The 24105-nt window shown below is 66.6% G+C and carries 20 protein-coding genes; 9 read left to right on the forward strand and 11 right to left on the reverse strand.

What is annotated here, in order from left to right; all coding sequences use genetic code 11:
- Positions 1-6: 6 nt before the first annotated feature.
- Entirely contained in the window at positions 7-744 is a 738-nt protein-coding gene (locus FHW58_RS06415) for a class I SAM-dependent methyltransferase (RefSeq protein ID WP_179672224.1), read from the forward strand.
- Here the strand turns inward: FHW58_RS06415 and FHW58_RS06420 are convergent.
- The 5 genes from FHW58_RS06420 to FHW58_RS06440 are packed head-to-tail and all read right to left on the reverse strand — an operon-like array spanning position 731 to position 7882.
- On the reverse strand, positions 731-1885 hold the full coding sequence (locus tag FHW58_RS06420) for a hypothetical protein (protein WP_179672226.1): 1155 nt from the start codon (positions 1883-1885) through the stop codon (positions 731-733). The two genes, FHW58_RS06415 and FHW58_RS06420, sit on opposite strands and share 14 nt — an antisense overlap.
- Positions 1886-1887: 2 nt before the next feature.
- The gene (locus tag FHW58_RS06425; protein WP_179672228.1) at positions 1888-3291 is read right to left on the reverse strand and encodes an MBOAT family protein; all 1404 of its coding nucleotides are present in this window, start codon (positions 3289-3291) and stop codon (positions 1888-1890) included.
- Positions 3281-4348: a glycosyltransferase family 4 protein gene (locus FHW58_RS06430; protein ID WP_179672229.1), complete on the reverse strand. Its 1068-nt coding sequence runs from the start codon at positions 4346-4348 to the stop codon at positions 3281-3283. Before FHW58_RS06430 ends, FHW58_RS06425 begins: the two co-directional genes overlap by 11 nt.
- Positions 4349-4358: 10 nt before the next feature.
- Positions 4359-5798: a lipopolysaccharide biosynthesis protein gene (locus FHW58_RS06435; RefSeq protein ID WP_179672231.1), complete on the reverse strand. Its 1440-nt coding sequence runs from the start codon at positions 5796-5798 to the stop codon at positions 4359-4361.
- Entirely contained in the window at positions 5795-7882 is a 2088-nt protein-coding gene (locus FHW58_RS06440; RefSeq protein ID WP_229265066.1) for a glycosyltransferase, read from the reverse strand. The genes FHW58_RS06435 and FHW58_RS06440 overlap by 4 nt, the downstream gene beginning before the upstream one ends.
- Before the next feature lie 91 nt (positions 7883-7973).
- Between FHW58_RS06440 and FHW58_RS06445 the strand changes: the two genes are divergently transcribed.
- Together FHW58_RS06445 and FHW58_RS06450 are read left to right on the forward strand one after the other, a co-directional pair.
- Positions 7974-9233 carry a putative O-glycosylation ligase, exosortase A system-associated gene (locus FHW58_RS06445; protein WP_179672232.1) on the forward strand — a complete coding sequence of 420 codons (1260 nt, stop codon included), beginning with the start codon at positions 7974-7976 and terminating at the stop codon, positions 9231-9233.
- The gene (locus FHW58_RS06450) at positions 9230-10069 is read left to right on the forward strand and encodes a polysaccharide deacetylase family protein (protein WP_179672233.1); all 840 of its coding nucleotides are present in this window, start codon (positions 9230-9232) and stop codon (positions 10067-10069) included. The genes FHW58_RS06445 and FHW58_RS06450 overlap by 4 nt, the downstream gene beginning before the upstream one ends.
- On the opposite strand, the gene FHW58_RS06455 is transcribed toward FHW58_RS06450, so the two are convergent.
- From FHW58_RS06455 to FHW58_RS06465, 3 genes are read right to left on the reverse strand one after another with little or no spacing between them, the layout of a single operon-like run.
- The gene (locus tag FHW58_RS06455; RefSeq protein WP_179672234.1) at positions 9999-11891 is read right to left on the reverse strand and encodes an asparagine synthetase B; all 1893 of its coding nucleotides are present in this window, start codon (positions 11889-11891) and stop codon (positions 9999-10001) included. The two genes, FHW58_RS06450 and FHW58_RS06455, sit on opposite strands and share 71 nt — an antisense overlap.
- On the reverse strand, positions 11888-13114 hold the full coding sequence (locus FHW58_RS06460; protein WP_179672236.1) for a pyridoxal-dependent decarboxylase, exosortase A system-associated: 1227 nt from the start codon (positions 13112-13114) through the stop codon (positions 11888-11890). The genes FHW58_RS06455 and FHW58_RS06460 overlap by 4 nt, the downstream gene beginning before the upstream one ends.
- Complete coding sequence (locus tag FHW58_RS06465) at positions 13111-14673, reverse strand: acyl-CoA ligase (AMP-forming), exosortase A system-associated (RefSeq protein WP_179672237.1); 1563 nt, start codon at positions 14671-14673, stop codon at positions 13111-13113. Before FHW58_RS06465 ends, FHW58_RS06460 begins: the two co-directional genes overlap by 4 nt.
- A gap of 159 nt (positions 14674-14832) precedes the next feature.
- Here FHW58_RS06465 and FHW58_RS06470 point away from each other — a divergent pair, with 159 nt between their 5' ends.
- The 6 genes from FHW58_RS06470 to FHW58_RS06495 are packed head-to-tail and all read left to right on the forward strand — an operon-like array spanning position 14833 to position 19288.
- Positions 14833-15561: a GNAT family N-acetyltransferase gene (locus tag FHW58_RS06470; RefSeq protein WP_179672238.1), complete on the forward strand. Its 729-nt coding sequence runs from the start codon at positions 14833-14835 to the stop codon at positions 15559-15561.
- On the forward strand, positions 15528-15776 hold the full coding sequence (locus tag FHW58_RS06475; protein WP_179672239.1) for an acyl carrier protein: 249 nt from the start codon (positions 15528-15530) through the stop codon (positions 15774-15776). The genes FHW58_RS06470 and FHW58_RS06475 overlap by 34 nt, the downstream gene beginning before the upstream one ends.
- Positions 15773-16612 carry a hydrolase 2, exosortase A system-associated gene (locus tag FHW58_RS06480; protein ID WP_179672240.1) on the forward strand — a complete coding sequence of 280 codons (840 nt, stop codon included), beginning with the start codon at positions 15773-15775 and terminating at the stop codon, positions 16610-16612. The genes FHW58_RS06475 and FHW58_RS06480 overlap by 4 nt, the downstream gene beginning before the upstream one ends.
- Positions 16612-17439, forward strand: a complete 828-nt coding sequence (locus FHW58_RS06485; protein ID WP_179672241.1) for a hydrolase 1, exosortase A system-associated — start codon at positions 16612-16614, stop codon at positions 17437-17439. The genes FHW58_RS06480 and FHW58_RS06485 overlap by 1 nt, the downstream gene beginning before the upstream one ends.
- Positions 17433-18683, forward strand: a complete 1251-nt coding sequence (locus FHW58_RS06490) for a glycosyltransferase (RefSeq protein WP_218892633.1) — start codon at positions 17433-17435, stop codon at positions 18681-18683. The genes FHW58_RS06485 and FHW58_RS06490 overlap by 7 nt, the downstream gene beginning before the upstream one ends.
- Complete coding sequence (locus tag FHW58_RS06495) at positions 18680-19288, forward strand: tetratricopeptide repeat protein (RefSeq protein ID WP_179672242.1); 609 nt, start codon at positions 18680-18682, stop codon at positions 19286-19288. The genes FHW58_RS06490 and FHW58_RS06495 overlap by 4 nt, the downstream gene beginning before the upstream one ends.
- Here the strand turns inward: FHW58_RS06495 and prsR are convergent, their stop codons facing one another.
- The 3 genes from prsR to FHW58_RS06510 are packed head-to-tail and all read right to left on the reverse strand — an operon-like array spanning position 19289 to position 23971.
- Positions 19289-20629 (reverse strand): PEP-CTERM-box response regulator transcription factor, encoded by a 1341-nt coding sequence (gene prsR, locus FHW58_RS06500; protein ID WP_179672243.1) that lies wholly within the window; start codon positions 20627-20629, stop codon positions 19289-19291.
- The gene (gene prsK / locus FHW58_RS06505) at positions 20601-22640 is read right to left on the reverse strand and encodes an XrtA/PEP-CTERM system histidine kinase PrsK (protein ID WP_179672244.1); all 2040 of its coding nucleotides are present in this window, start codon (positions 22638-22640) and stop codon (positions 20601-20603) included. Before prsK ends, prsR begins: the two co-directional genes overlap by 29 nt.
- Entirely contained in the window at positions 22640-23971 is a 1332-nt protein-coding gene (locus FHW58_RS06510; protein ID WP_218892634.1) for a TIGR03013 family XrtA/PEP-CTERM system glycosyltransferase, read from the reverse strand. The genes prsK and FHW58_RS06510 overlap by 1 nt, the downstream gene beginning before the upstream one ends.
- Between the last annotated feature and the right edge of the window lie 134 nt (positions 23972-24105).

The following is a 24105-nucleotide window of genomic DNA, read 5'->3' on the forward strand; positions in this document are numbered from 1 at the left end:
CCAACCATGGCCATGCTGCTCCATTCCCTGACGCTGGCGTTGCTGCTGTACACCCTGTACAAGCTGCGCAAGGCGCATTTGCTGCTGTTCGGCCTGCGCGACCAGGCGCGACAGGACAGCGTCACCCAATTCCGCCAGCTCGAAGCGCTGCAAGGGCTGTATGTCGAGCTGAAACTGAAAGCCAGCCTGCCCGCCACCCGCGACTGGGCCGCATCGCCGGATTTTCTGCTGCAGGTGGCGCGTCACGCGCGCATGGCGCGGCCGCTGTGCGTGGTGGAATGCAGCAGCGGGACATCAACGCTGGTGTTGGCGCGTTGCATGCAACTGAACGGCGCCGGCAAGGTGCTGAGCCTGGAGCACGATCCGCACTACGCCGAGCTAACGCGGCAGCAACTGCGCCACCATGGCTTGCAGGATTGGGCGCGCGTACTGGATGCGCCGCTGGTGCCGCACCAGCTTTCCGGCGAGCCATGGCCGTGGTACGACATCGGCGCCCTGCCGGAAACAGGCATTGACATGCTGGTCATTGACGGTCCGCCGCAATTCACGCGGGCGCTCGCGCGGTATCCCGCCGGGCCGCTGTTGTTTCCGCGGCTGGCCGTCGACGCCGCCATTTTCCTGGACGACGCGGCGCGCAGCGACGAAACCGCCATCGTGCAGCGCTGGCAGCGGGAATTTGCGGCGTTGAAGCTGTCCTCGCGCGTGTGCGAGAAAGGTTGCGCGGTGCTGGTCAACGCTGCCTGACCAGCGCAGTTTCCACCGGATGCAACTGGTGATAGCGGTCGCGCGCGGCACGTTGCGCGGCCTGATGCGGCGCCAGCGTGGCGGGCGTCAGCTCGACGCCAAAGTCGCCATCGCCAAACAGGCGCGCCAGTATCATCTCGCCAACGCGCGTGCGGTAGTGCGAGGTTTCCCAATAATTCAGCATCTCGTGCTTGCCACTGACTTGCGGCGGCGGCTCGGTCGTCACGGCGTTAAAGCCGGAAAAGTCGAACACGCGTACATCGCAGCCCTGGCGACGCTGCCGGTCGGCCAGCGCTGCCAGCCGCGCCTGCCACGCCTCCAGCGCCGCCCATTTTCCGGCCCAGTACAGCGCATCGCTGGTCATCGCATGGGTGGGATTGACGTACAAGCGCAGGCGGACGCCAGCACGGCACACGCTGACCACGCGGATCGTCAACTCGCGCATCGCGTCCTCGGTGGGCCCGGCGCCGCGCGCAAAATCCCTGACGCGCGGCACGATGGCGGCGGCGGTGCCACCCAGGCTGTCGATGCGGTCTTGTACGCAGCGGCCATCGCGCTGGCCGTACAACGCCAGGCTGGACTGGCAAATATGGCCGAATGTGCCACGCAGCACGCGCATGGAATCCAGCGTCATGTCCACGCTGAGGGCGCGTTTCAGGTTGATCAGGCCGCGGCGGACCAGATAATAGCGGTCGGCCGCCACCAACGCGCGGTCAAAATCGGTATTGCCGATTTCCATGGAAAATGACGGCGCGTCGATGCCCCACACCACCGTGCGCAGCGGACTGACGGCGGCGGCGTGGCGCAACATCGCGGCCGCGTCGCCCAGCGAGGCGCCCGACAGCGCGGCATTGAACACACGCTGCGGTCCAAACACGGCCGTCCGCACCGGCAAGCCCAGCTCGGTGCGAGAATTGCCGATGTACAGCACCTGCGGCCGAAACCGCGCCAGCGCGTAGGTCTTGCCCCACGGGCTGAGCTTTTCGCGCCCGGGCAACAGGCGCAGCAGGTGCGCGGTATCCCACTGGTGTATCAGGTACGGGTCCACGTAATAATTCAGCGCCGCCACCGCGCCGGTCACGCTGAGGCCGATGCCGCAGAACACGAGGACATAGCGGCGCCATGCGGCTTGGGTGGCCATGATCAGAACTGGAAGTAAAGGAATTCGCTGACCTTGTTCATATTGAACAGGCAGCAAAGAAACACCGTGGCCGTGACCGCGCTGCGCCAGACCGCCGGCGTCCAGCGCATCGACAATCCGAACAGTTGCTGCGTATTCGGCGCGTAAAACGCTAGCACCATCGCCACCAGCAGCGTCGGCAGCGCCGGACCGCCGGCGTCGATCCAGCGGATGCCGTCAAATGCCGGATGCCAGCCCAGCGCTGCCAATTGCGGCGCCAGGCCAGACAGGCCGCGCGGCAACGACACGCCATTGGCGCCGGCCAGCCCCTGCAGCACTTCGCCGGCGGTCGCCAGATCCGGCGCGCGGAACACCACCCAGGCCACCATGACCGCCAGCAGCGTCAGCCAGCGTCCCCACCAGCGCGGCGCGGACGCACGCGTCAGCGCCTGCCAACCGTGCTGGATCACCAGGTAGGCGCCGTGCAGCGCGCCCCAGGCCACGAACGTCCAGCCGGCGCCATGCCACAGGCCGCCCAGCAGCATGGTCAGCATCAGGTTGCGGTAGCGGCACAGGGGGCCGTGGCGGTTGCCGCCGAGCGGCACGTACAGGTAGTCGCGCAGGAAACGCGACAAGCTCATGTGCCACCGCCGCCAGAAGTCGCTGATGTTGGCCGCCTTGTACGGTGAATCGAAATTCAGCGGCAGCCGCACACCAAACAGCCGCGACAGGCCGATTGCCATGTCCGAGTAGCCGGAAAAATCGAAATACAACTGGAAAGTGTAGCCCAACGTACCAATCCACGCCTCCAGCCACTGTGGCTGCGCGTGAGGCGTGAAAACCGGCCCCACCAGCACCGAGATGGGATCGGCCAGCAGCACCTTCTTGGCCAATCCGACGACAAAAATCGACAAGCCAATTGCCACGTCGGCCATGTCCAGGCGCGCCGGCCGGTCGAATTGCGGCATCATTTCCTTGTGATGCAGCACCGGGCCAGCAATCAGATGCGGAAAATAGCTGACAAACAGCGTGTAATGCACCAGCCGGTACTCGCCGTTGCCGCCACGATGGCAGTCGACCAGGTAAGCGATCTGCGTGAAGGTAAAAAACGAGATGCCAACCGGCAGGATGATGTCCCAGCCCGGCCCCGGCAGGAAGAAATTGGCGTATTTGTAGTAGGCCAGCAAAGCCAGATTGACCACCACGCCGAACACGAGCAAGCGCCGATGCCGCGCGCACCAATAGTTGAACAAAATCGAGCCGAGCAGCAGTGGCAGGTAGCGCGTATCCGCGTAGCCATAGAAAAACAGCGACGCCAGCGCCAGCCAGCCGGCGATCCACGCTGGGCGCCAGCGCAGCAGCACGAAGTACCCCGCCAGCACCACCGGCAGATAGAGAAACAGAAAGCTGAACGAGTTAAACAGCATCGGCCTGGCCTCGCTGCCTGCGCTCGTGCAACTGTTGATAGCAGTCGGCGATTTTCAGCGCCACGCGCCGCCAGGTGAACGCGCGCACCAGCGCGCTGACGGCGGCCCGGTCCGGCGGCAAGGCGATCAGCTGCTGAACCGCTTCGCACAGCGATGCCGTATCATTCCAGCGCAGCTGCCTGAGCGCGAAAGCGCTGTCCGGCAGGATGAGCGCGCTCTCCTCGGTCATGACGACCGGCGTGCCGGCAGCCAGCGCCTCCAGCACGCACAGTGGAAACACCTCGCCCTGGCTGGGCAAGGCAACGACCGACGCGGCCGCATACGCGCTGGCCAGCAAGGGGTCATGATGTTCCAGCTGCCCCAGCCACCGCACTTTGGGCGAGGCGAGCAGTTTTTGGAGATAGCCCTCGTGCTGCCGCTGCGCCCGGCCGATCAGCACCACCGGCAGCGCCTGCCGCGCCAGCGCTTGCACCAGGCCCAACTGGTTTTTATACGGCGAGATTGCGCCGACCATCAGCACGAATGGCCCATCAAGCCCGGTATGGCGCCGGAACAGCGCGCCGTCGGCGTGGAAGAAATGCGCTGCGATACCATTGGGCAGCAATTGTATGCGTCCCGTTTCGACCTTGAATCCCCCCACCAACGCCTGCTGCTCTGCCGGCCCCAGCGCCACGACGATCTGCGCCAGCTGGAGGGCACGCTTGATCTGCGCATAGCTGGTCTGCACATTCCATTGCGTCAGCCGCCCGGTCAGCCGTTCGGCAAGGCGCGCGCGCAAACCGAGGCGACGGTTCCATCCCGGCGACAGCAAGGCCGACAGCACCACCGGCACGCCGATCTCATGCGCCAGTTCCACCGCACGGTAGTTGCCATTGATGGCGGAAAAAACGTGGATGACATCGTAGCTATCGAGGCGCTGATGGTTGGTGTCCACCAGCTCCACTTGCAGCGACGGCAGGTTCAGCTCGCGCAGCGCGTCGATGGTGGCGCGCACTTGTACCTGCAGGCCGCCCTCGCGCTGAAACAACATCGGATACGATAAGATGCCAACACGCATGACCCACTCCTCATCGATGCCATAACGCCAGCGCCTTGCGCGCTGCCAGCGTGCACTCGTCCGCCAGCGCGTGGCGGACGTAATGGATGGCCGCCAGCCACGTCAGCAAGCACACCAGCGACGCCATCAGCAGTTGCGCCAGCGCGTGCCCGTCCGGCTGCCACAGCCGTACCATCGCCGCGCTGGACAGGCACAGCGCGGCCACCGCGCCGCTGCGCCGGCTCGCCGCCAGCAATGCTGTCCAGCGCAAGCCGACCAGGCGATATAGATACACATACGTCAGGCCGCTGCGGAACGCCGCGCCCACCACCACCGCCCAGCCCACCCAGGTCAGCCCGAACGGCGCCGCGACCAGCACGGCGAACACCCGCACCGGCACCGCCATCGCATCCAGCCGCGCCAGCGCCCTCACCTCGCCCATGGCCACAAATAAATAGCGCGCCATGCTGAACATGCTATACAGCGCCGAGGCGATGCAGATGACGCGGATCAAGGGCACGGCTGCATCCCACTGGCCGCCGTACAGCACCCGCACCAGCGCCGGCGCCATCAACGCGACGAAACCGAAGAACGGCCAGGCCAGCGCGGTCATGTAGCTGACAGTGGTCAGGTAGGCCAGGCGCAGGTCGCGCCCCTCGCGCGCCTGCAAGGAAAACAGCGGAAAGATCACCGGCGACACGGCCGCCGTCACCAGCTGATTGAAGACATTGATCACGCCCATGGCCTTGCTGTAGATGCCCACTTCGGCGAGGCCGGTCATTTTGCCGATGATGAGGTCTGGCGCGGCCACGCCGGCCTCGTCAATCAGCGTCCCTGCCGTGGACACCGAGCCGAACGACAGTATTCCGCGCAGGCCGTGCCGCCCCGGCAGCCATGGCAGATCGGGCGGACGGCAAGCCAGCGTCGCCAGCAAGGTGGCCAGCGCGCCGGCCACCGCGCCGCATGCCAGGCTCAGATAGCCCCAGCCCAGCATCGCCAGCGTGATCGAGCACAGCATTTGCGCCGCGCATTGGCTGGTATTGATGGCGAAAATCGCCGAAAACCGCATTTGTCGCCGCAAATACGGGAGCGCCACGGCGCTGAACGGGATCAGCAGAAAGTTGATCGACAACAGGTGCAAGGTGGTACGCAGCCGGGGCTCGTGATAGAACCAGGCGGCCGGCGCGCTGATGGCCAGTACCAGCGCCGCCAGCGTCCAGGCAATCAGCAGGCTGACGCTGAGCGCGGCGCGTAGCTGCTGGCGGTCCAGCGCCTTGGCGTGGATGATGTAGGCGCCCACGCCGAAGTCGCGCAGCACTTGCACCAGCCCGATCAGCACGGCGCCGACCGCGTAGACGCCCACGTCGTCCGGCGTCAACAGCCGCGCCAGCACCATCGCGGAGACGGTGTTCAGCACCAGCAATGTGTACTTCTCGGAAAACGAGAACAGGAAGGACAGGTGCGGCTTCATGGCAGTCCATCGTAGAAAGCTGCCACCTGTTTGCCGATGATGTCCGTGCTGTAGCGGCTGACCGCCTCTTGCCGGCCATACCGGCCCATTTCGGCGCGGCGCGCCGGATCGGCCAGCAGGTCGCCGACGGCCGTCGCCGCCGCGTCCAGATCCTGCGCGGGAATCAGCATGCCGCCGGCACAGCCGCGCAGGATGTCGGCGCTGCCAGGCACGTCCGTCGCCACCGCCGGCACGCCGCACGCCATCGCCTCGACGGTGGCGATGCCGAAGCCCTCGTTGCGGCTCATCAGCAAATGCAGGTCCAGCGCGGGCATCAACTCGTGCACGTCGTCGATGAAGCCGGTGAAAATGACCCATGGGGTAACCCCGAGCCGCTCGGCCTGCGCGCGCAGCGTGGCCTCCAGCGGCCCGCTGCCGGCCAGCACCAGATACAGGTCGGGAAACCGCCCGCGCAACCTGGCCAGCAGATCGATCGCCAGCTCGGGACGTTTCTGCGGAGAGAGCCGCGCCACCACGCCGATCAGCAACGCCTGCTGCGGCACCTGCAGCCGCTTGCGCGCCTGCAAGCGCAGCGCCAGCGACGGCCGGAACAAGCCGACATCCACCGGGTTGGGTATCACAGCCAGCCGCGCGGCCGGCGGGAGATAAGGCCGATAAATTGCGAGGAAATGCGCCAGCGCAGACCCGGACACCGCGTACACCCCGTGCACGCTCGCAAATGCCTGTCGCAGCAGCCGCTCGTGCCACGCGGTGAAACTGACGGCAGGAAAAGCGTTGTGGACGCTCACCACCGTCGGCAAACCGCAATGCCACGCCAGCCACAGCAGCGACGCGCCGTAGGTCGTCCAGCAAAACGCGACGTGCACGAGGTCGGCCTTGAAGGCGCGCAGCCTGCCGCTGGCCAGCCAGCGTGCCTGCCAGCGGCGCGCATGGCGCCAGCGCCAGGCGCCCTCAAAGAATAGGGGAGCATTGAACTCCGCCACCGTCACCTGCTCCCGCGCCAGCCGTTGCGTCCACGCGATGAGGCCGTCAAACCGCCGCAGCGCCAGCACAGCCGCGCGGCCGGCGGCTTGCAGATAGCGGACTTCCTGTGCCATGCGCAACTCCATCCCGCCCAGCTCGCCGGAATGGCTGGTTACCAGCACCGTCTTGCGGATCGGTGGCATGCCGCGCCACGCCTCGTAAAAGTAGCCGCGCAGGAAAGCCAGCTCCCAGCGGTGACTGAACTTGCGGGCGGCGTCACCAAGCATTGCAGCGCGCGCCCATGCGGCAGCTTCCTGCACGCAACGCAGCAGCATCCAGCGCGGCACGCCCCACAGCTCGGGAAACCGGCCGCGCACTTCCTGTCGGTATTTACCTCGCCCGAAGCGCCAGGCTTTTTGCAGGATGTAGCCGACTTCCACCTGATGACGCCGGATGTGGTGCGACACCCGCGCGCCGCTGTAAAAGCGCGCCCGATAGCCTGCCGCGCCCAGCCGGCGCGTCAGCTCGGTTTCGCTGCCCATGGCGTAATCGCCGCCGTTGGGGCCGACACCAACATCAAAGCGCTGCCCGGCCGCAAACGCCGCGCGCCGCACCGCCATGTTGGCGCCCCACACCAGGCCGGGAAACACCGGCCCGTCCGGCAGCGATGGCGAGGTCAGCCCGTAGGTCAGGCCGGTCGGAACCAGGGGCAGCAGCCAGGATGGCGGCGGCTCGGCCCAATCCGGCAGGATGGCGCCGCCAAACACGCTGTCCGACGGATAGGCACGCGCGCACACCTGCCACTGCAGCAGCCAGTCGGCCTGCGGCGTGGCGTCGTCGTCGGTGAAGATGTACAGGGCGTCGTCGGCCTCCGGCTCGGCCAGCGCCGCCTCCAGCGCCCGGTTCAGCGCGCGGTTCTTGCCGGCCACCGGCTCGCGCAAGCAGCGCAGCGGCAGCCGGCCGGCGTAGCTGGCGATCACCGCGTCGCTGCCGTCGGTGCTGCCATTGTCGACGATCAGCAGGCGCCAGCCGTCCGGCGGCGCGCTCAGCCGGCAATACGCGTCCAGCACCTGGGGCAATGTCGCAGCGCCATTGCGGGTTGCCATGAGTACGGTCAACAAGGCCTGGTCTCCCCTGTCCTATGATTGCCAGATCAAAAAGCCAGTGTACCGACAGGCTCAATCGCATTGTTGAGCCGTATCAATGACTGCCATGCGCGACATACTTGTCACCCTCATTGTGTTTGCCAGCCTGCCGCTGATCATCAAGCACCCGGTCAACGGTGTGCTGATGTGGATCTGGATCAGCGTCATGAATCCGCACACACAGGGCTGGGGCTTTGCCACCACGTTTCCGTTCGCACAGATCATCGCCGTGATCACCCTGTTCAGCCTGGCCACGTCGCGCGCGCCCAAAACGCTGCCGGCCAGCGGCATTACCTTTACCTTGCTGGCCATGGTGCTGTGGATGAACGTCACCACGCTGTTTGCGATCTTTCCGGCGGCGTCGCAGGTCCAGTTGGGCAAGGTGATGAAGATCATGTTGATGAGCCTGGTGACGATGGTGGTCATCCGCCGCCGCCAGGACGTGCACCGCATGATCTGGGTGCTGGTGATTTCGCTGGGTTACTACGGCGTCAAGGGCGGCATCTTCACCGTGCGCGAGGGGGGCAATTTTCGCGTCTGGGGGCCGATCGGCACTTTCATCGGCGGCAACAATGAAATCGCGCTGGCGCTGATCGTGGCGATACCGCTGATGCGCTATCTGCAATTAAGCGCGGGCAATCGCTGGGTCCGGCGTGGTTTGACCGCCACCATGCTGCTGTCCGGCATGGCCGCGCTCGGCTCGTACTCCCGTGGCGCGCTGCTGGCGATCGCCGCCATGCTCGTGCTGATGTGGCTGAAAAGCCAGCAGAAGCTGCTCGGCGCCTTCATCATGCTGCTGCTGGCGCCGCTGGCGCTGCTGTACATGCCCGAGCGCTGGACCGAGCGCATGGACAGCATTAGCGACTACCAGGCCGACAGCTCCGCCATGGGACGCATCAATGCCTGGCACATGGCCTACAACCTGGCCAAGGACCGCTTCTTCGGCGGCGGCTTCGAAATTGCCGAGCCGTCGGTGTTCTACCTGTATGCGCCTGATCCCGGCGCCGTGCATGCCGCGCACAGCATTTATTTCCAGGCGCTGGGCGAGCATGGCTTTGTCGGGCTGGCGCTGTACCTGCTGCTGGGTGTGCTCACGTGGCGCTCGGCCTCGTGGATCGTCCGCAACAGCCTTGGCGATGCGGAATGGCTGTGGGCCAGCAACCTGGCCAAGATGATCCAGTCCAGTCTGATTGGATTCGCGGTCGGCGGCGCTTTCCTCAGCCTGCTGTACTTCGACGTCCCTTATTACCTGATGGCCGCCATCGTTGCCCTGCGCGCATTGACCGAGCAGCGGCTGGCGGCCCGCAAGCTGGAGATGAAGCGATGAGCTCGCAGCGTCTGTCCATCCTGATGTATCACCGGGTGCTGGCGGCGCCGGACGCCCTGCTGCCCAGCCTGCCGGACATCCGCCGCTTCGACCGCCAGATGGCGCTGCTCAAGCGCTGCTTCCACGTGCTGCCGGTCACCCGCGCGCTGAGTTTGCTCCAGCAGCAGCGGCTGCCGCCGCGCGCCGCCTGCATCACCTTCGACGATGGCTACGCCGACAATGCCGAATACGCGCTGCCCATCCTGCACAAGCACGGCCTGAGCGCGGCCTTCTTCATCGCCAGCGGCTACCTCGATGGCGGCCAGATGTGGAACGATGACGTGATCGACCACGCCCGTCAGGCCGGAGTCGGCCCGCGCGCGCTCGATCGACTGCTGCTGGAACTCAAGTACCTGCCGTTTGAGCAACGCCAGCGCGCCGCGCGGGCCATGGCGCCACCACGCCGTCAGGAGCTGATGCTGTGCTCCCCCCAGGTACGCGCTTTGCACGCGGCCGGCATGGAAATCGGCGCCCACACGCACCGCCATCCAATCTTGAGCGCGATGCCGGACGGCGAGGCGTTGGCCGATATCCAGCAAGGCAAGACGGCGCTGGAATCCATCCTGCAAGCGCCGGTGACGCTGTTTGCCTATCCGAACGGCAAACCGGGCAGGGATTATCAGCAACGCCACATCGACATGGCGCGCGCGCTGGGCTTTGACGCAGCCTTCAGCACCGTCGCCGGCAGCGCTTACGATGGCAGCGACCTGATGCAACTGCCGCGCTTCACGCCATGGGAGCCGGACCGGCTGCGATTTCTGCTGCGTCTGTTGGCGCAGCGACGCGTGGCGGTGTAGTGTGCTGTTGCAGCCATTGTTCCAGCATCATCAACACCCACACCATGGTGCCGTGATAGGCCGGATGCTCGAGGACCAGCGTAGTCGTCAGGCGGTCGATGAAGTCGGCGCGCACGATACGGCGCGGCTTCAGCGACGCCAGGCTGTCGAACGCCAGTTCGCGCAGGCGGGCATCAGTCACCAGCCAGTGGCCAAACGGCATGCCGAAGCCATGCTTTTTCTTGCGCAGAATCGCCGGCGGCAGGTGCTCGCGCAGCGCGTGCTTGAAGAAGTAGCGCAAGCGCGTGCCATTGAGCTTATCGCGCGGCGGCAGGACGGCGGAAAACGCCAGCATCTCGTCGCTGAGGAAGGGAAATGCCGCTTCCACGCCGGCCAGTTCGCACGCCAGCGTAACTTTGCGCAGGTCGTTGTCCGCCAGCGTATAGCGGAGGTCCAGCGCTTGCATGCGATTGATCTGGCTGAGACCGTGCGACTCCCAGTAGCAGGCATGCAATTGGGCCAGTGGCGCGGCCTCGTCCACCGAGGCCAGAAACCCGGCATCCAGCACCTGCGCCGGGCCGTAGCGTTGCAGCAGATTGTAGGTTTCCAGCCGGGCCGGCATCGGCACCAGCGCCTGTTCGACGTAGCTGCGGGCCTTGCGCAGCAGCGGCGCCTGCCAGCGGCCCGCCAGGCCGAACAGGACAGGCTCCAGCAACACCTGCCGCAGCGCCGACGGCAACTGTTCGTACCGCGCGAATATCGCCTGGCGGGCGTATCGCTCGTTGCCGCCAAACAGCTCATCGCCGCCATCACCGCCCAGCAGGCGCGTGACGCCGTCCGCCCGCGCCATCTGCGCGCAGAAATACGCCGGCACCACGGACGCATTGCCGAACGGCTGCGCGCTGGCGGCGGCAATGCGGGGAATGGCGTCGGCCACGTCGCCGGCGGTAAGGTAGTACTCGTGGTGATCGGTCTGGAAATGTTGGGCGGCGATGCGGGCGTAGGCCATTTCGTCGTAGCCGTCGACATCAAAGCCGATCGAATAGGTAGGTGTCGGCCGTGCCAGCAAGCCGGCCAGCGTGGAACTGTCGGTGCCGCCGCTGAGGAAGGCGCCAACACGCTCCGTGCCGTCGGCGGCGAGCCGCACAGCCTCGCGCAGCGCGCCCAGGAATTGCCCCTTCATCGCCACGAACGGCGTGCTGCGCTCCTCGCGGAACCGCATGCGCCAGTAGACGCCACGCTCCATCCGGCCGTGACGGTACAGCAAATACTCCCCCGGCAACAGGCGGTGCTGATTGCGGTAGACGCTGCGCGGCGCCGGTATCATGTGGAAATACAGGTAGTTGAACAGGGATTGGGCGTCCAGCTCGCCGTGTGGCATGCCCTCCGCCGAAGTCGCAAATCGCAACCCGTGCGGATCGCTTTGATAATGCATGGCATGGACGCCGCTGCGGTCCACCGCCAGCATCACCGTGCCAGTGCTGGCATCGACGATGCAGACGGAAAAATGGCCTGACAACTCGGCGCAGGCCAGTGGGCCGCGGGTGCGCCATTTTTCCACCAGGCGGCGGGCCAGCGCATCGCCGCTACCATCCAGGCGCGCGCGGCCGAGGACGGCGGCCAGCAGCCCCGGCTCCTGGTGGACGCTGACGACGCCGGCGACGGCTGCCACGCCGAGCCCACACAGTTCACCCGTCAACAGGCGGACCGGGCTGGTATCAAGGCGCGCCAGCGCGTTACACCGCTTGGCCAGCGAAGTGCCGCCAGCCCGCGCGTGGCCGGCGGCCGCGTCGTCAGGCTGCGCGGCGCCGGCCAGGTTCAGATAGCCGCACAGGCCGCTCATACCAGCACCTCCAGCGGCGGTGGATGGCCGAGGAACGCCGTGGGGCTGGCCGTCAAGCCGTAGGCGCCGGACTGGAACACCACCACGTAATCACCGGGTTCGGCACGTGCCAGTTCCATGCTGTCGGCCAGCATGTCCAGCGGCGTGCACAAGGGGCCGACCACGGTGGCCACCTCGCGCGGCGCTGCGTGCATGCGGTTGCCGATCGCCACCGGGTAGTTCTTGCGTATCACCTGGCCAAAATGACCGGACGCGGCCAGATGGTGGTGCAGGCCGCCGTCGGTAATCAAAAATACCTGGCCGTGCGACAGCTTGCGCTCCAGCACGCGGCACACATAGATGCCGCTTTCCGCCACCAGATAGCGGCCCAGCTCCAGCACCAGCCGGGTCTGTGGCGAGGCGGCGGCCAGCGCCCGGGCGGTCGTCCCCAGCCCTTCGGCCACGGCGGCCAGGTTCAGCGGCTGCTCGCCCGGAAAATACGGCACGCCGAACCCGCCGCCGATATTCAGCAGCCGCATTGGCGTTGGCGCATGCTCGGCCAACCGCAGCCCGAGCTCAACACACAAGCGCTGCGCTTCGCAAATCGCGTGGGCCGACAAGTTCTGTGCGCCGCAAAACAGGTGAAATCCCTGGAAATCCAGGGCCAGGTGGCGCAGCTTGCGCAACATCGCCGGCACCCGCTCGGCATCGACGCCAAATTGCCGCGCGCCGCCCGCCATTTTCATGCCGGCATATTTCAGCTCGAATTCCGGATTGACGCGGATGGCCACGCGCGGCATCATGCCCAACAGTTCGCCGACGCGTGCGGCGCGCTCCATCTCCTCTTCCGATTCCAGATGCAGCACCACGCCGGACGCCACCGCGCTGCGCAGCTCGCTATTGCTCTTGCCCGGCCCGGCGAAACTGATGCGCGACGGCGGCATGCCGGCGTCCAGCGCCGTTTTCAATTCGCCGCCGGAGGCGACATCAAAGCCATCCACCAGCGTGGCCATCATCTGCACCAGCGCCGGCATCGGATTGGCCTTGATGGCGTAATGCACGTGCAGATCGGCCGGCAGCACACCGCGCAGCAGGGCAATCCGCGACTGGATATGATTGCGCTCGTAAGCATAGAACGGCGTGCGGCCGACGCGCTCGGCCAGCCGCGTCAGCGTGATGCCGCCCAGTTGCAGGCAGTCGTCCTGCACCGGAAACTGCCGCAGCGGCGCATGGGGGGCCGTCATCTGCGCATCTCCAGTTCCTGCGCCAGCAGGCGGCGGTCGATCTTGCCGTTGGGATTGCGCGGCAGCGGCTGGCTGCGCATCTCGATGCGCGACGGCACCATATACGCCGGCAGGTGCTGTTTGCAGGCGGCCAGCAGTGGCGCGCCGTTACGCTCCTCGCCCATCGCCACCAGAACGATGCTCTGGCCGAGCATCGCATGCGGTACGCCAAACGCCGCCGCCTCCGATATTAGACCGGTCGCGTACACCACCTCCTCCACCTCTGCCGGACTGACCCGGTAGCCGGAGGTCTTGATCATGTCGTCGCTGCGGCCGATGAAATACAGATAGCCCTCGTCGTCGGCGCGTACCGTGTCGCCCGACCAAACCGCCAGTTCGGGAATCGGCAGGCCGCCACTGCGGTCCGGCAGCGGCCGGAAACGTTCCGCCGTGCGCGCCGGGTCATTCCAGTAGCCCATGGCGACCAGCGCGCCGCGGTGCACCAGTTCCCCCGGCTCGTTGGGCGCGCATGGCGAACCGTCGCTGCGCAGCACCAGGATTTCCGCGTTCGGAATCGCCTTGCCGATGGAATCCGGGCGGAGATCCAGCTGCTCCGGCGCCAGATACGTCGAACGGAATGCCTCGGTCAGACCATACATCAGATAGATTTCCACGTGCGGCAGCGCCTTGCGCAGCGCCTTGATCGTGTGTTGCGGCATCACGCCGCCAGAATTGGTGATGTAACGCAGGCGCCTGGTGTGGTGCCAGCTTAGTTCCGCGAGCTGTATCCACAGCGGCGGCACGCCGGCCAGGCCGGTGATGCGGTCGCGGTCCACGGCGTCGATGACATCGCGCAGCAGCAAGTGGTTGAGCAGCACCGCGCAGGCGCCGACCGCAAAGGCGGTGGTCAGCTGGCTCAGGCCGTAATCGAAACTGAGCGGCAGCACGCAGAGGATGCGGTCCTCCGCCGTGTTGTGCAGGTAGCTGGCCACGCTGAGCGCCCCCGCCACCAGATTGCGGTGCGACAGCACCACCCCTTTCGGCTTGCCGGTACTGCCGGAGGTGTACAGGATGGCGGCCATATCGCTGTCGATGCACGGGTGGCACGGCTGTGGCGCGGCGGCGGCCATCACCTCGCGCCAGGAATGCAGCTGCACGCCGGATGGCGGCTGCAAAGCCTCCATCGCGCCGGTGATGATGACGGTCTGCAGATCCGGGCACGCGGCCAGCGCCTCCGCCAGTTGGCGGTACCGCTCGCGCGAAGTCACCAGGATGCGCACGTTGCAGTCGGCCAGAATATAGGCCACTTGCTCGGCCTTCAGCACCGGATTGACCGGCACGAACACCGCGCCCGCTGCCGCCGCGCCAAACATGGCCACCACCGTCTCCTCGCGCTTTTCCAGGTACACCGCCAGGCGCTCGCCGCGCCCCAGCCCCTGCTGCAACCACGCGTGCGCAGCCTGGCGCACCATCTGCGCCAGCGCGCCGTAGTTCAGGCCCGCCCCCTGGTAACACAGGGCATGGCGATCCGGCATCTGCTGCGCCGACTGGAAAATGACGTCGTGGATAAGCTGCGGCATGGCGGTCGGCCTTCACAATGGACAGTCTTCCATGATCGGGACAAATCGTCGTGCGGTTCTTGATGCGCGTCAAACGCCGCATGCGCTTGTGCTGGCGCAAACCGCGCGCTGCGCGCCCATAGTTTAATCAGAACCCCGCTCCTTATCGGATCCGCTGCCATGAGCAAACGCCTGCGTCTCACTCTCGCGCAACTGGGCTGGCTGAACACCGCCCTGTATCTGCTGGCGCGCGGACTGGAACGTGCCAGCGGCGGGCGCTGGGCGCTGTACCGCTATCTGTTCGTCGCCCAGCACGTGAGCGACGCGCCGCTATCGCCCATGCGCGGCGCCGACATCGACATCCGTTCGCCTGGCGCCGGCGCGCCGCTGCCGGAGGACTATCCGCGGCCGGCCAGCGTGGTGCGCGGCCGCTACGCGCAAGGCGCAAGAACGCTCACCGCATGGCGCGCCGGCCGTCTGGCCGGCTTTCTATGGATGATCCCCCGCGCCTACCAGGAGGATGAAGTGCGGGTGCGCTACCGGCTGGCGTCCGCGGGCGCCAGCTGGGACTTTGACGTGTGGGTGCGGCCGGAGGAACGTCTCGGCTGGGTCTTCCGCCGCCTATGGGAAGCGGCGCGCCAGCAGCTGCGGGCGCAGGGCGTGCGCTGGACCTGCAGCCGCATCTCCGCCTTCAATCCGGCATCGCTGCGCGCGCATGCACACATCGGCGTGGTGCGGCTCGGCCACGCCGTGTTCCTGCGCTGCGGCCGCTGGCAGTGGATGATGTGCAGCCTGCGTCCCTACGTCCATCTGTCGCGCCATCCCGCATCCTTTCCGCAACTGATATTCGACACCAGCCAGTTACAGGAGCCCCCATGCCCCAATTTTCGCAAGTCTGCCAAATCCTGAGGAGCACCCTGGCCCTGGGCCAGCTGCCGCTGACCGAAGACACGCCGCTGCTGGGCAGCCTGCCGGAGCTGGACTCGATGGCCGTGGCCAATCTGATCGTGGCGCTGGAGCAGCACTTTGGCTTCGAGGTGCGGGACGACGAAATCAGCGCCCGCCACTTCGCCACGGTGGGTACCCTGGCCAGCTTCGTCGCCAGCAAAATGGCACTGTCGTGAACACGCCCTCCTTCACCGCGCTGCCGTTCTTCCTGAATGCCGACGAAGGTGAGCGCTTTTGCCTGTACCACGAACCGGAGACCGGCGTGCCGCCGCGCGGCGCCATCCTGTACGTTCATCCGTTTGCGGAAGAACTGAACAAGAGCCGGCGCATGGTGGCGCTGCAGGCGCGCGCCTACGCGCAGGCAGGCTTCGGCGTGCTGCAAATCGACTTGTACGGCTGCGGCGACAGCAGCGGCGAACTGGCGCTGGCCCGCTGGGACACCTGGCTCGGCGACCTGGCGCGGGCGTGGCAATGGCTGCAAGCGCGCCACAGCGGTCCACGATACCTGTGGGGGCTGCGGCTCGGCGCCTTGCTGGCGCTCGATTTCGCCAGGCGCGCGCGGCCGGATGGCCTGATCCTGTGGCAGCCGGCGCTGAGTGGCCGCGCGCATTTGCACCAGTTCGCGCGCCTGCAAAGCGCGGCGCGGCTGTTCGCCAGCGGCCCGGCCGCCGAACAAGGCACGGAAATCGCCGGCTACCTGACACCGCCGGCACTCTCCGACGCCATTGCCGAACTGGATGCCGACGCGCTGACGCCACGCTGCCCGGTGCAATGGCTGGAACTCAGTCCGGCGCCACACGGTGCCGCCGCCGAGTATGCCAGCGCCGCCGGCCAGGGACAGGCGGCATTGCAGCCGGCATCCGCCTTGCTGATCGACCGCTGGCGTCAGGGCGGCGCCGATGTTCAAGCCTATCCCGTCGACGGCGAGGCCTTCTGGACCAGCAGCGAAATCGGCCTCGCCCCCGAACTGTTGGCCGCCACCGCCGCCGCCATGCCCAGGGAGCCGACGTGATGCCGCAGCAGCGCGCCCTCCACTTCACCTGCCAGGACTGCTGGCTGTTCGGCATACTGCACGTGCCGGACGAGCCGCTGACGCGCGGTGTGCTGATCGTCACCGGCGGCCCGCAATACCGCGTCGGCAGCCACCGCCAATTCGTCCTGCTGGCGCGCCACCTGGCCGAACATCGGGTGCCGGTGATGCGCTTCGACTATCGCGGCATGGGCGACAGCGAAGGCGAAATGCGCGATTTCGAATCGATACAAGACGACCTGGAGGCCGCGATCGGCGAATTTTTCAGCGCCATGCCATCACTGCGGGAGCTGGTGCTGTGGGGACTGTGCGACGGCGCCACCGCCGCCGCCTTCCACGCGCCGAACGATCCGCGCATCACCGGCCTGGTGATGCTCAATCCATGGGTGCGCACCACGCAAGGCGAAGCCCGCACCACGCTGCGCCACTACTACCTGCGCCGCGTGCGCGAGCCGGAGTTCTGGCGCAAGCTGGCGCGCGGGCGCTTCGGCCTGCGCAATGCGCTGTCGTCGTTCGGCCAGTTGGCCGCCGCTGCCCGCCAGCCGGCGGCGCAGGTGGAGTCGCTGCCGGAGCGGCTGTATCGCTCGCTGCGGCGCTTTCGTGGACAAATCCTCATCATCCTGAGCGGCGCGGACCTGGGCGCGCGCGAGTTCATGGCGCTGCCATGCCAGCATGCGCACTGGGCCGCCTTGCTGGCATCGCGTCACGTGCGGCAGACGGTCGTCGCCAACGCCAACCATACCTTCGCGCGCCAGACGTGGCGCGACGAGGTGGCCAACATCTGCACCGACTGGATACGGTCATGGTAAAGCGCGTGTTGATGATCGCCTACCACTATCCGCCGCTGCGCGGCGGTAGCGGTATCCATCGCACGCTGGCTTTTACGCGGTACCTGCCGCAACTGGGCTGGCAGCCGGTGGTGCTGTCGGTCAGCCCCAGCGCCTATCCGGCGTGCGGCCTTGCCGATGTCGCGCCGCAGGTGCCGGTACACCGCAGCTTTGCGCTGGACAGCGCGCGCCACCTGGCCATTGCCGGCCGCTACCCGTCGCTGCTGGCGCAGCCGGACCGCTGGATCTCATGGTGGTTGAGCGCAGTACCAGCGGGACTGCGGCTGATTCGCCGGCATCGGCCGCACTTCATCTGGTCCAGCTACCCAATCGCCACCGCGCACCTGATCGGCCTCACGCTGCACCGGCTGACCGGCGTTCCGTGGATTGCCGACCAGCGCGACCCGATGATCGACACCGGCTATCCGCCCGATCCATGCCGGCGCCGCATCCACGGCTGGATCGAGCGGCAGGCGATGCGGCGTGGCGCGGCGGTGGTCTGCACCACGCCGGGCGCGGTGCGCGACCTCAATCTGCGCTTCCCGCAGGCAGATACCCGCCGCATCGCCTTGATTGAAAATGGCTACGACGAAGCCAGTTTTCTCGGTGCCGAAGCCGCCGGCCTGCAAGCGGCGCCGCCAGCCGGGCCATTCCGGCTGCTGCACAGCGGCGTGATCTATCCCTCCGAGCGCGATCCGGCCGCGCTGTTCACCGCGCTGGCGCGCCTGCTGGCACAGGGCGAACTGCGGCCGTCAAGCTTCCGCCTGGTGCTGCGCGCCAGCGGGCATGATGCGCATCTGCGGCATCGCATCGCCCGGCACGCGGCTCTGGCGCACATCGTCGAACTGGCGCCGCCGCTGCCCTACCAGGAGGCGCTGGCCGAAATGCTGGCGGCTGACGGGCTGCTGCTGCTCCAGGCGGAAAACTGCAACGGCCAGATTCCTGCCAAACTGTACGAATACCTGCGTGCCGGCCGTCCGCTGCTGGCGCTGACCGATCCCGACGGCGACACCGCCGGCCTGCTGCGCCGCGCCGGCATCCACACCATGGCACGACTGGACAATGCAGACGACATTGTCAGCGCGTTGCGTGAGTTTCTGCGTCTGTGCCGGCAGCGGCAGGCGCCGACCGCGCCGCCATCGTTCATTGCCCGCCACTCCCGCGCGGCGCGCACGCACGAGCTGGCGGTGCTGCTGGACCGCCTCCACTCCGGAGAACTTGCATGAGACACCTGGCCACCATCCTGATCTTCACCTGCGCAAGCGCCACAGCCGCCGACAACTGTCCGGACTACGTCAAGCACAATCCCGGCGGCGACTACAACAACGCCGACGACCGCCAGGGCCTGACCGTGGTGGAAAACTACCACTTCACGCCCAACGTCGAGCGGCTGATACGCGGCGCCAGCGGCGCGCTCGGCGCCGACATCGGCTACACGCTGGAACACTTCCCCAACCACCACCGCGCACTGGCGGCGATGTCGCGCCTGGCGCTGCGTGACAAGACCAACAAGCCGCATGGCGCGCACTACACGGTGGAGTGCTATTTCGAACGCGCGCTACGCTTCCGTGCCGACGACGCCCGCGTGCAAGCGCTCTACGGCGCCTATCTGCTGGCCCTTGGCCAAATTGACGCCGCGCTGGAAAAACTGGAAGCGGCCGCGCGGCTGGAACCGGCGAATCCCACCGCCCACTACAATCTCGGGCTGCTCTACCTCAAGAAGAAGGACTATGACAAGGCCCGCGCCAGCGCGCAACAAGCTTACGGCATGGGTTTTCCGCTGCCCGGCCTGAAAAACAAACTGATCGCGGCCGGCGAATGGCGCGACTGACTACTTCAGACCATGATGGCTCATCAGGTCATACAGCGTCGGCCGGCTCACCCCCATCAGCTCCGCCGCCTTGACGATATTGCCGTCGGCGCGTGCCAGCGCCTTCACCATCACGTGATATTCCGCCGCCTCGCGCACCTGGCGCAGGTTAAGCGTCTCTTCCGCGCCATCCGGCAAGCCAAGATCGGCCGGCGTGATCTGCGGGCCGTCGGCCATGATGACAGCGCGGCGGATGCAGTTCTCTATCTCGCGTACATTGCCAGGCCACGCGTAGGTGTCGATCGCGGCCAGCGCATCGGCGCTGAACGTCAGCAGCGAGCGTGATTCGCCGGCGCAGAACTTGTTGCGGAAGTGATGCGCCAACAACGCGCGGTCGCCGGCGCGGTCACGCAACGGCGGAATCGCCAGCACGATCTCGCTGAGGCGATAATACAGGTCTTCGCGGAAGCCGCCCTCCATCGCCAACGTCTTCAGGTTGCGGTGCGTGGCACAGACCACGCGCACGTCGATGCTGATTTCGCTGCGGCCGCCAATCCGTTCAATCACCCGCTCCTGCAAAAAGCGCAGCAGCTTGGCCTGCAGGGCCGGCGCCATATCGCCGATTTCGTCGAAAAAGAACGTGCCGCCATGTGCCAGTTCCAGCTTGCCCGGCGTCTGCCGCTGCGCGCCGGTGAAGGCGCCTTTCTCGTAGCCGAATAACTCGCTCTCCAGCAGATGCTCCGGAATGGCGGCGCAATTGATGGCCACAAAACGCTTGTCGTGGCGCGCGCTGAGTTGATGCAGGCCGCGCGCGATCAGCTCCTTGCCGCTACCCGAATCCCCCAGCAGCATCACCGTGGCCGACGACGGCGCCACCTTTTCGACGCTGCGGCACAGCTTCAGCATCGCCGGATCACGGCTGATGATGCCGGCCAGCGGCGAGTCGGACTGGATCTGCAGCATGCGCCGGTTCTCCCGCTGCATGGCGTGCAGATAAAAAGCGCGCTCGATCACCAGCGACAGCGTGTCCGCGTCCGAGGGCTTTTGATGAAAGTCGTAAGCGCCCATGGCGACGGCCTTCAACGCATGCGCGCGTTCCTGGTTACCGGACAGGACGATGACCTTTGTATCGGGCGCCGACGCCAGTATCTGCGCCAGCAGCGCCAGGCCCTCGCTGGCGCCATCGGGATCCGGCGGCAGGCCAAGGTCCATTGTCACCACGGCCGGCTGATGCCGGCGCAGCTGCGCCAGCGCGGTTTCGCGGTCATCCGCCGTGACCACATCGTAAGCGTCGAGGCTCCAGCGCAGCTGCTTTTGCAGCCCCGCGTCGTCCTCAACCACCAGCAGCTTGTTCTTGCCCATGCGTGGACTCCTTGTATAGCGGCAGCGTGATGCGGAAGGTCGTTCCTTGGGATGGCGCGCTGGCCACCTGCAACTGGCCGCCGATTTCGCGCAGATATTCGCGGCTCTCGAACACGCCAATGCCCATGCCGGCCGCCTTGGTGGAGACAAAGGGCTGGAATAGCCGCTCGCGCATGAACTGCTCGCTCATGCCATGACCGGTGTCCGACAGTTCGATCACCGCTGCGCCGCCGGCCGCGTCCAGGCGCACCGCGACCTGGCCAGAGCGCGGCGTCGCCTCGACCGCGTTCTGTATCAGGTGACCGATGACGCGTTCCAGCCGCTGGCTGTGCGCCAGTACGGTCAGGCCGGCGGCGCGCAGGTCCAGCGAGGGCCGCGGCTCGCTGCTGGCGTGCAGCCGCACGGCGCGCACCAGCAATTGGTCGAGTTGCAGCGGCGCGACGGCATCGGGTGCGTCATCGCGGCGCAGCTTCAGCAGCAGATGCTTCATTTTGCCCAGCGAATGCGACAAGGTTTGCAGCATGTCTTCCTGGAAGGCGGGATTGGCCTTGTGCTTTTCCGCGTTCGCCAGCAACAGCGAGAGTTGTGACACGAGGTTTTTCAGGTCATGCACAATGAAGGTCGACATGCGGTTGAAGGATTCGAACTGCCGCGCGACCGACAGGCTATCGGCGGAGGCGCGATGCGCCAGATAGCTGGCGGCCTGGCTGCCGGCGATTTTCAGCACGTCGCGCACTTCCCAATTCAACTGAAAGGCCGTGCGCGGCGGCGCCAGGCAAATGAAACCGAACAGCCGCCGGTCCAGCATCAACGGCACCACCAGCCACACGCCCTCTGCCCAGGCGGGTGGCGGCAGATGGTCGTAGCGGGCCGGATGTCGCTGCCACTCCGGCAATTCGATCACCCAGCCTCGGTCGGACAGTAAATGGCACAGCGCGCCCTCCGGGCTTTCTTCGGCAGCCGGCAGCGGCATGTTCCAGCGCGTGACGGACCGGTATAGATCATCCTCGCGCCGCAGCCAGAGCATGCCGGCCGGGCTTTCCACCAATGCCGCCATGGCCTGAATGGCGCGCTCGGACAGTCCACCGGCATCGTCGGCAAGCGCGCGCGTGACGCGCTGCCACTCTTCGCGATAATCGTAGCGTCCCTGGTAGAAATGCTTGCCGATAAAGAGCTTGAGCCGGGCGCGCATGGCGCCGGAAAACAGCACCGCCACCAACAGCAGCGCCGCGCCGCACAGACAGGCCAGTTGCATCAGCGCGCCCCAGGCGCCGCCCACGTAGCGCAGATACCAGGCGCTGGCGGCCATCGTCATCAGGTACATGGCCGCGCCGAGCAGCGCGGCCGAATGGAACATGATCTGGCGCGACAGCCGTAGTGCCGGCGTCCAGGCGGGACCGCGCGCCATGGCGATCGCCAGCAGCGGTGCACTCAAGGCGTTGACGATGCCGCGCGCCGCCCAGATATCCGGATTCAGCCGGCGCAGCAGCATGGCGTCGCTGTACAGATAAAAATCGAAGGCGAACAAGGCGCCGATGGCAAGGCAGGCAAACTTGATGCCCCAACGCGTGTTTCGCGCCGCGCCGCGATACAGATGCTCGACCAGCAGCATCCCAAGCACCGACGACGCCAGCGGCAGGCCGGCCTGCCACAGCGGCGACAGGCCCTGGGTCGACGCGACCACCACCGCGCTCGCCGGCAGCAGCATGGCGCAGGCCAGCCAGCGCCGGTCAGCGCCGGCAAGCCGCAGCAGCACCGCCAGCCAGATGGCGGTGCGCAGCGCATCCGCCACGCCGGCAAGCATCGTTATTCCGTCGACCTCGCCGCTCGCCGTGGCGGCGGAGAGCACCGCGGCCCACACCGCGGTGACGGCGGCGGCATGGCCCATGAGCCGGGCGTGCGGGCGCTGACGCCATCCGCGCCGCAGCAGCCACGCCGCCAGCGCGGCAAACGCCAACGCCGCCACGCCATGGCTGACAGCCGCGACGGCCGGGGCGCCATCCCACGCCATCAGCGTCCGCCCTTGCCGAACAGGACCACCTGCACCGTGTCCACCAGTATCAGCAGGTCCAGAAACAAGCTGTTATTCTTCACATAATATAAATCGTATTGCAGCTTGCGCAGCGCGTCGTCCACCGAGGCGCCGTAGCGGTAGCGTACCTGCGCCAGACCGGTGATGCCGGGCTTGATCCCATGCCGCACATTGTAGTACGCGATCTGCTCGCACAACTGCTCGACAAAGTAGGCCCGCTCCGGACGCGGCCCGACAAAACTCATCTCGCCCTTGAACACATTCAGCATCTGCGGCAGCTCGTCGATGCGCAGCTTGCGGAGCCAGTGGCCGACCCTGGTCACGCGCGGATCGTCCTGCTCCGCCCATTGCGGGCGGCCATCGCGCTCCGCGTCCTGGCGCATGCTGCGGAACTTCAGCACCTGAAACAGCCGGTTATCGCGCCCCACCCGCTCCTGCCGATAGAACACCGGGCCCCCGTCCTCCATCTTGATGGCCAGCGCGGTCAGCACCATCACCGGCGCCGCCAGCAGGCCGATGGCGGCGCTGGCCACCAGATCGAACACCCGTTTGACGCAGGCGCGCAGCAGGCTCTGATCGAAGCCGCCGCCAAAAATCAGAAAACTGGGCTGCAGCGAATCGATACGGATCTGGCAGGCCTCGCGTTCAAAAAAAGTCGCCGCATCGATCACCGGCACCCCGCCCAGCGCGCACTCCAGCAGCTGGCGCACCGGGAAGGCGCCGTTGCGGCGGTCGCCCACCGTCACCACAATTTCGTCGGCGGCGTAGCGGCGCGCCAGCGTGAGCAACGGCAGATCGGCCGGCAACAGCATGGCAGGCGGCACGGCGCGCATCTCGCCCTGCACCGGCACGAAGCCCACCACGCGAAATGGATGAAAACCGGCGCTGCTGGCGGCCAGCTCCAGGCATTCACGCGCCAGCGGGCCGTCGCCGACGATGATCAGGCGCTGTTCCAGCATGCTGGACTGGGCGGAGGTGAATACCACCAGCCGCGCCAGCAGCACCGCGCCGCCGCCCAGCAGGAACACCATGCTGCCCGGCCGCCCCAGGTGCGCCTGCGGCAGCAGCGCGGCCAGCAGCTGCATCAGGCAGAAACCCAGCACCAGCGCCGGCATGATCCGCAACACGGTGCTTTTAACGTCCTCGCGCGACTGGTCATGCTGGTACATGCCCAGGGTGCCCATGCTGAACACCATTACCAGCGCGAATGTCAGCGCCGGCGCGTACAACTGGCCAGCGTCGGATAGCCAGAGCGGCGCGCTGGCGACGGCCGCCGCCAGCAATATCGACAGCTCCAGCAACAGCAGCATGAACGCTATCCTGGAGACATAATGATGAAAGATCCTGATCACGATAAGCTCCCCCGAAGGAGCTTTTATGATGGGAACACGCTGAAACGCCGTCTTGAGCGCCCACAATCCCGCGCCCAAAAAAGGCTTTTTAT

This window comes from Duganella sp. 1224 (assembly GCF_013408245.1).
In the GTDB taxonomy this organism is placed as follows: domain Bacteria; phylum Pseudomonadota; class Gammaproteobacteria; order Burkholderiales; family Burkholderiaceae_D; genus Rugamonas.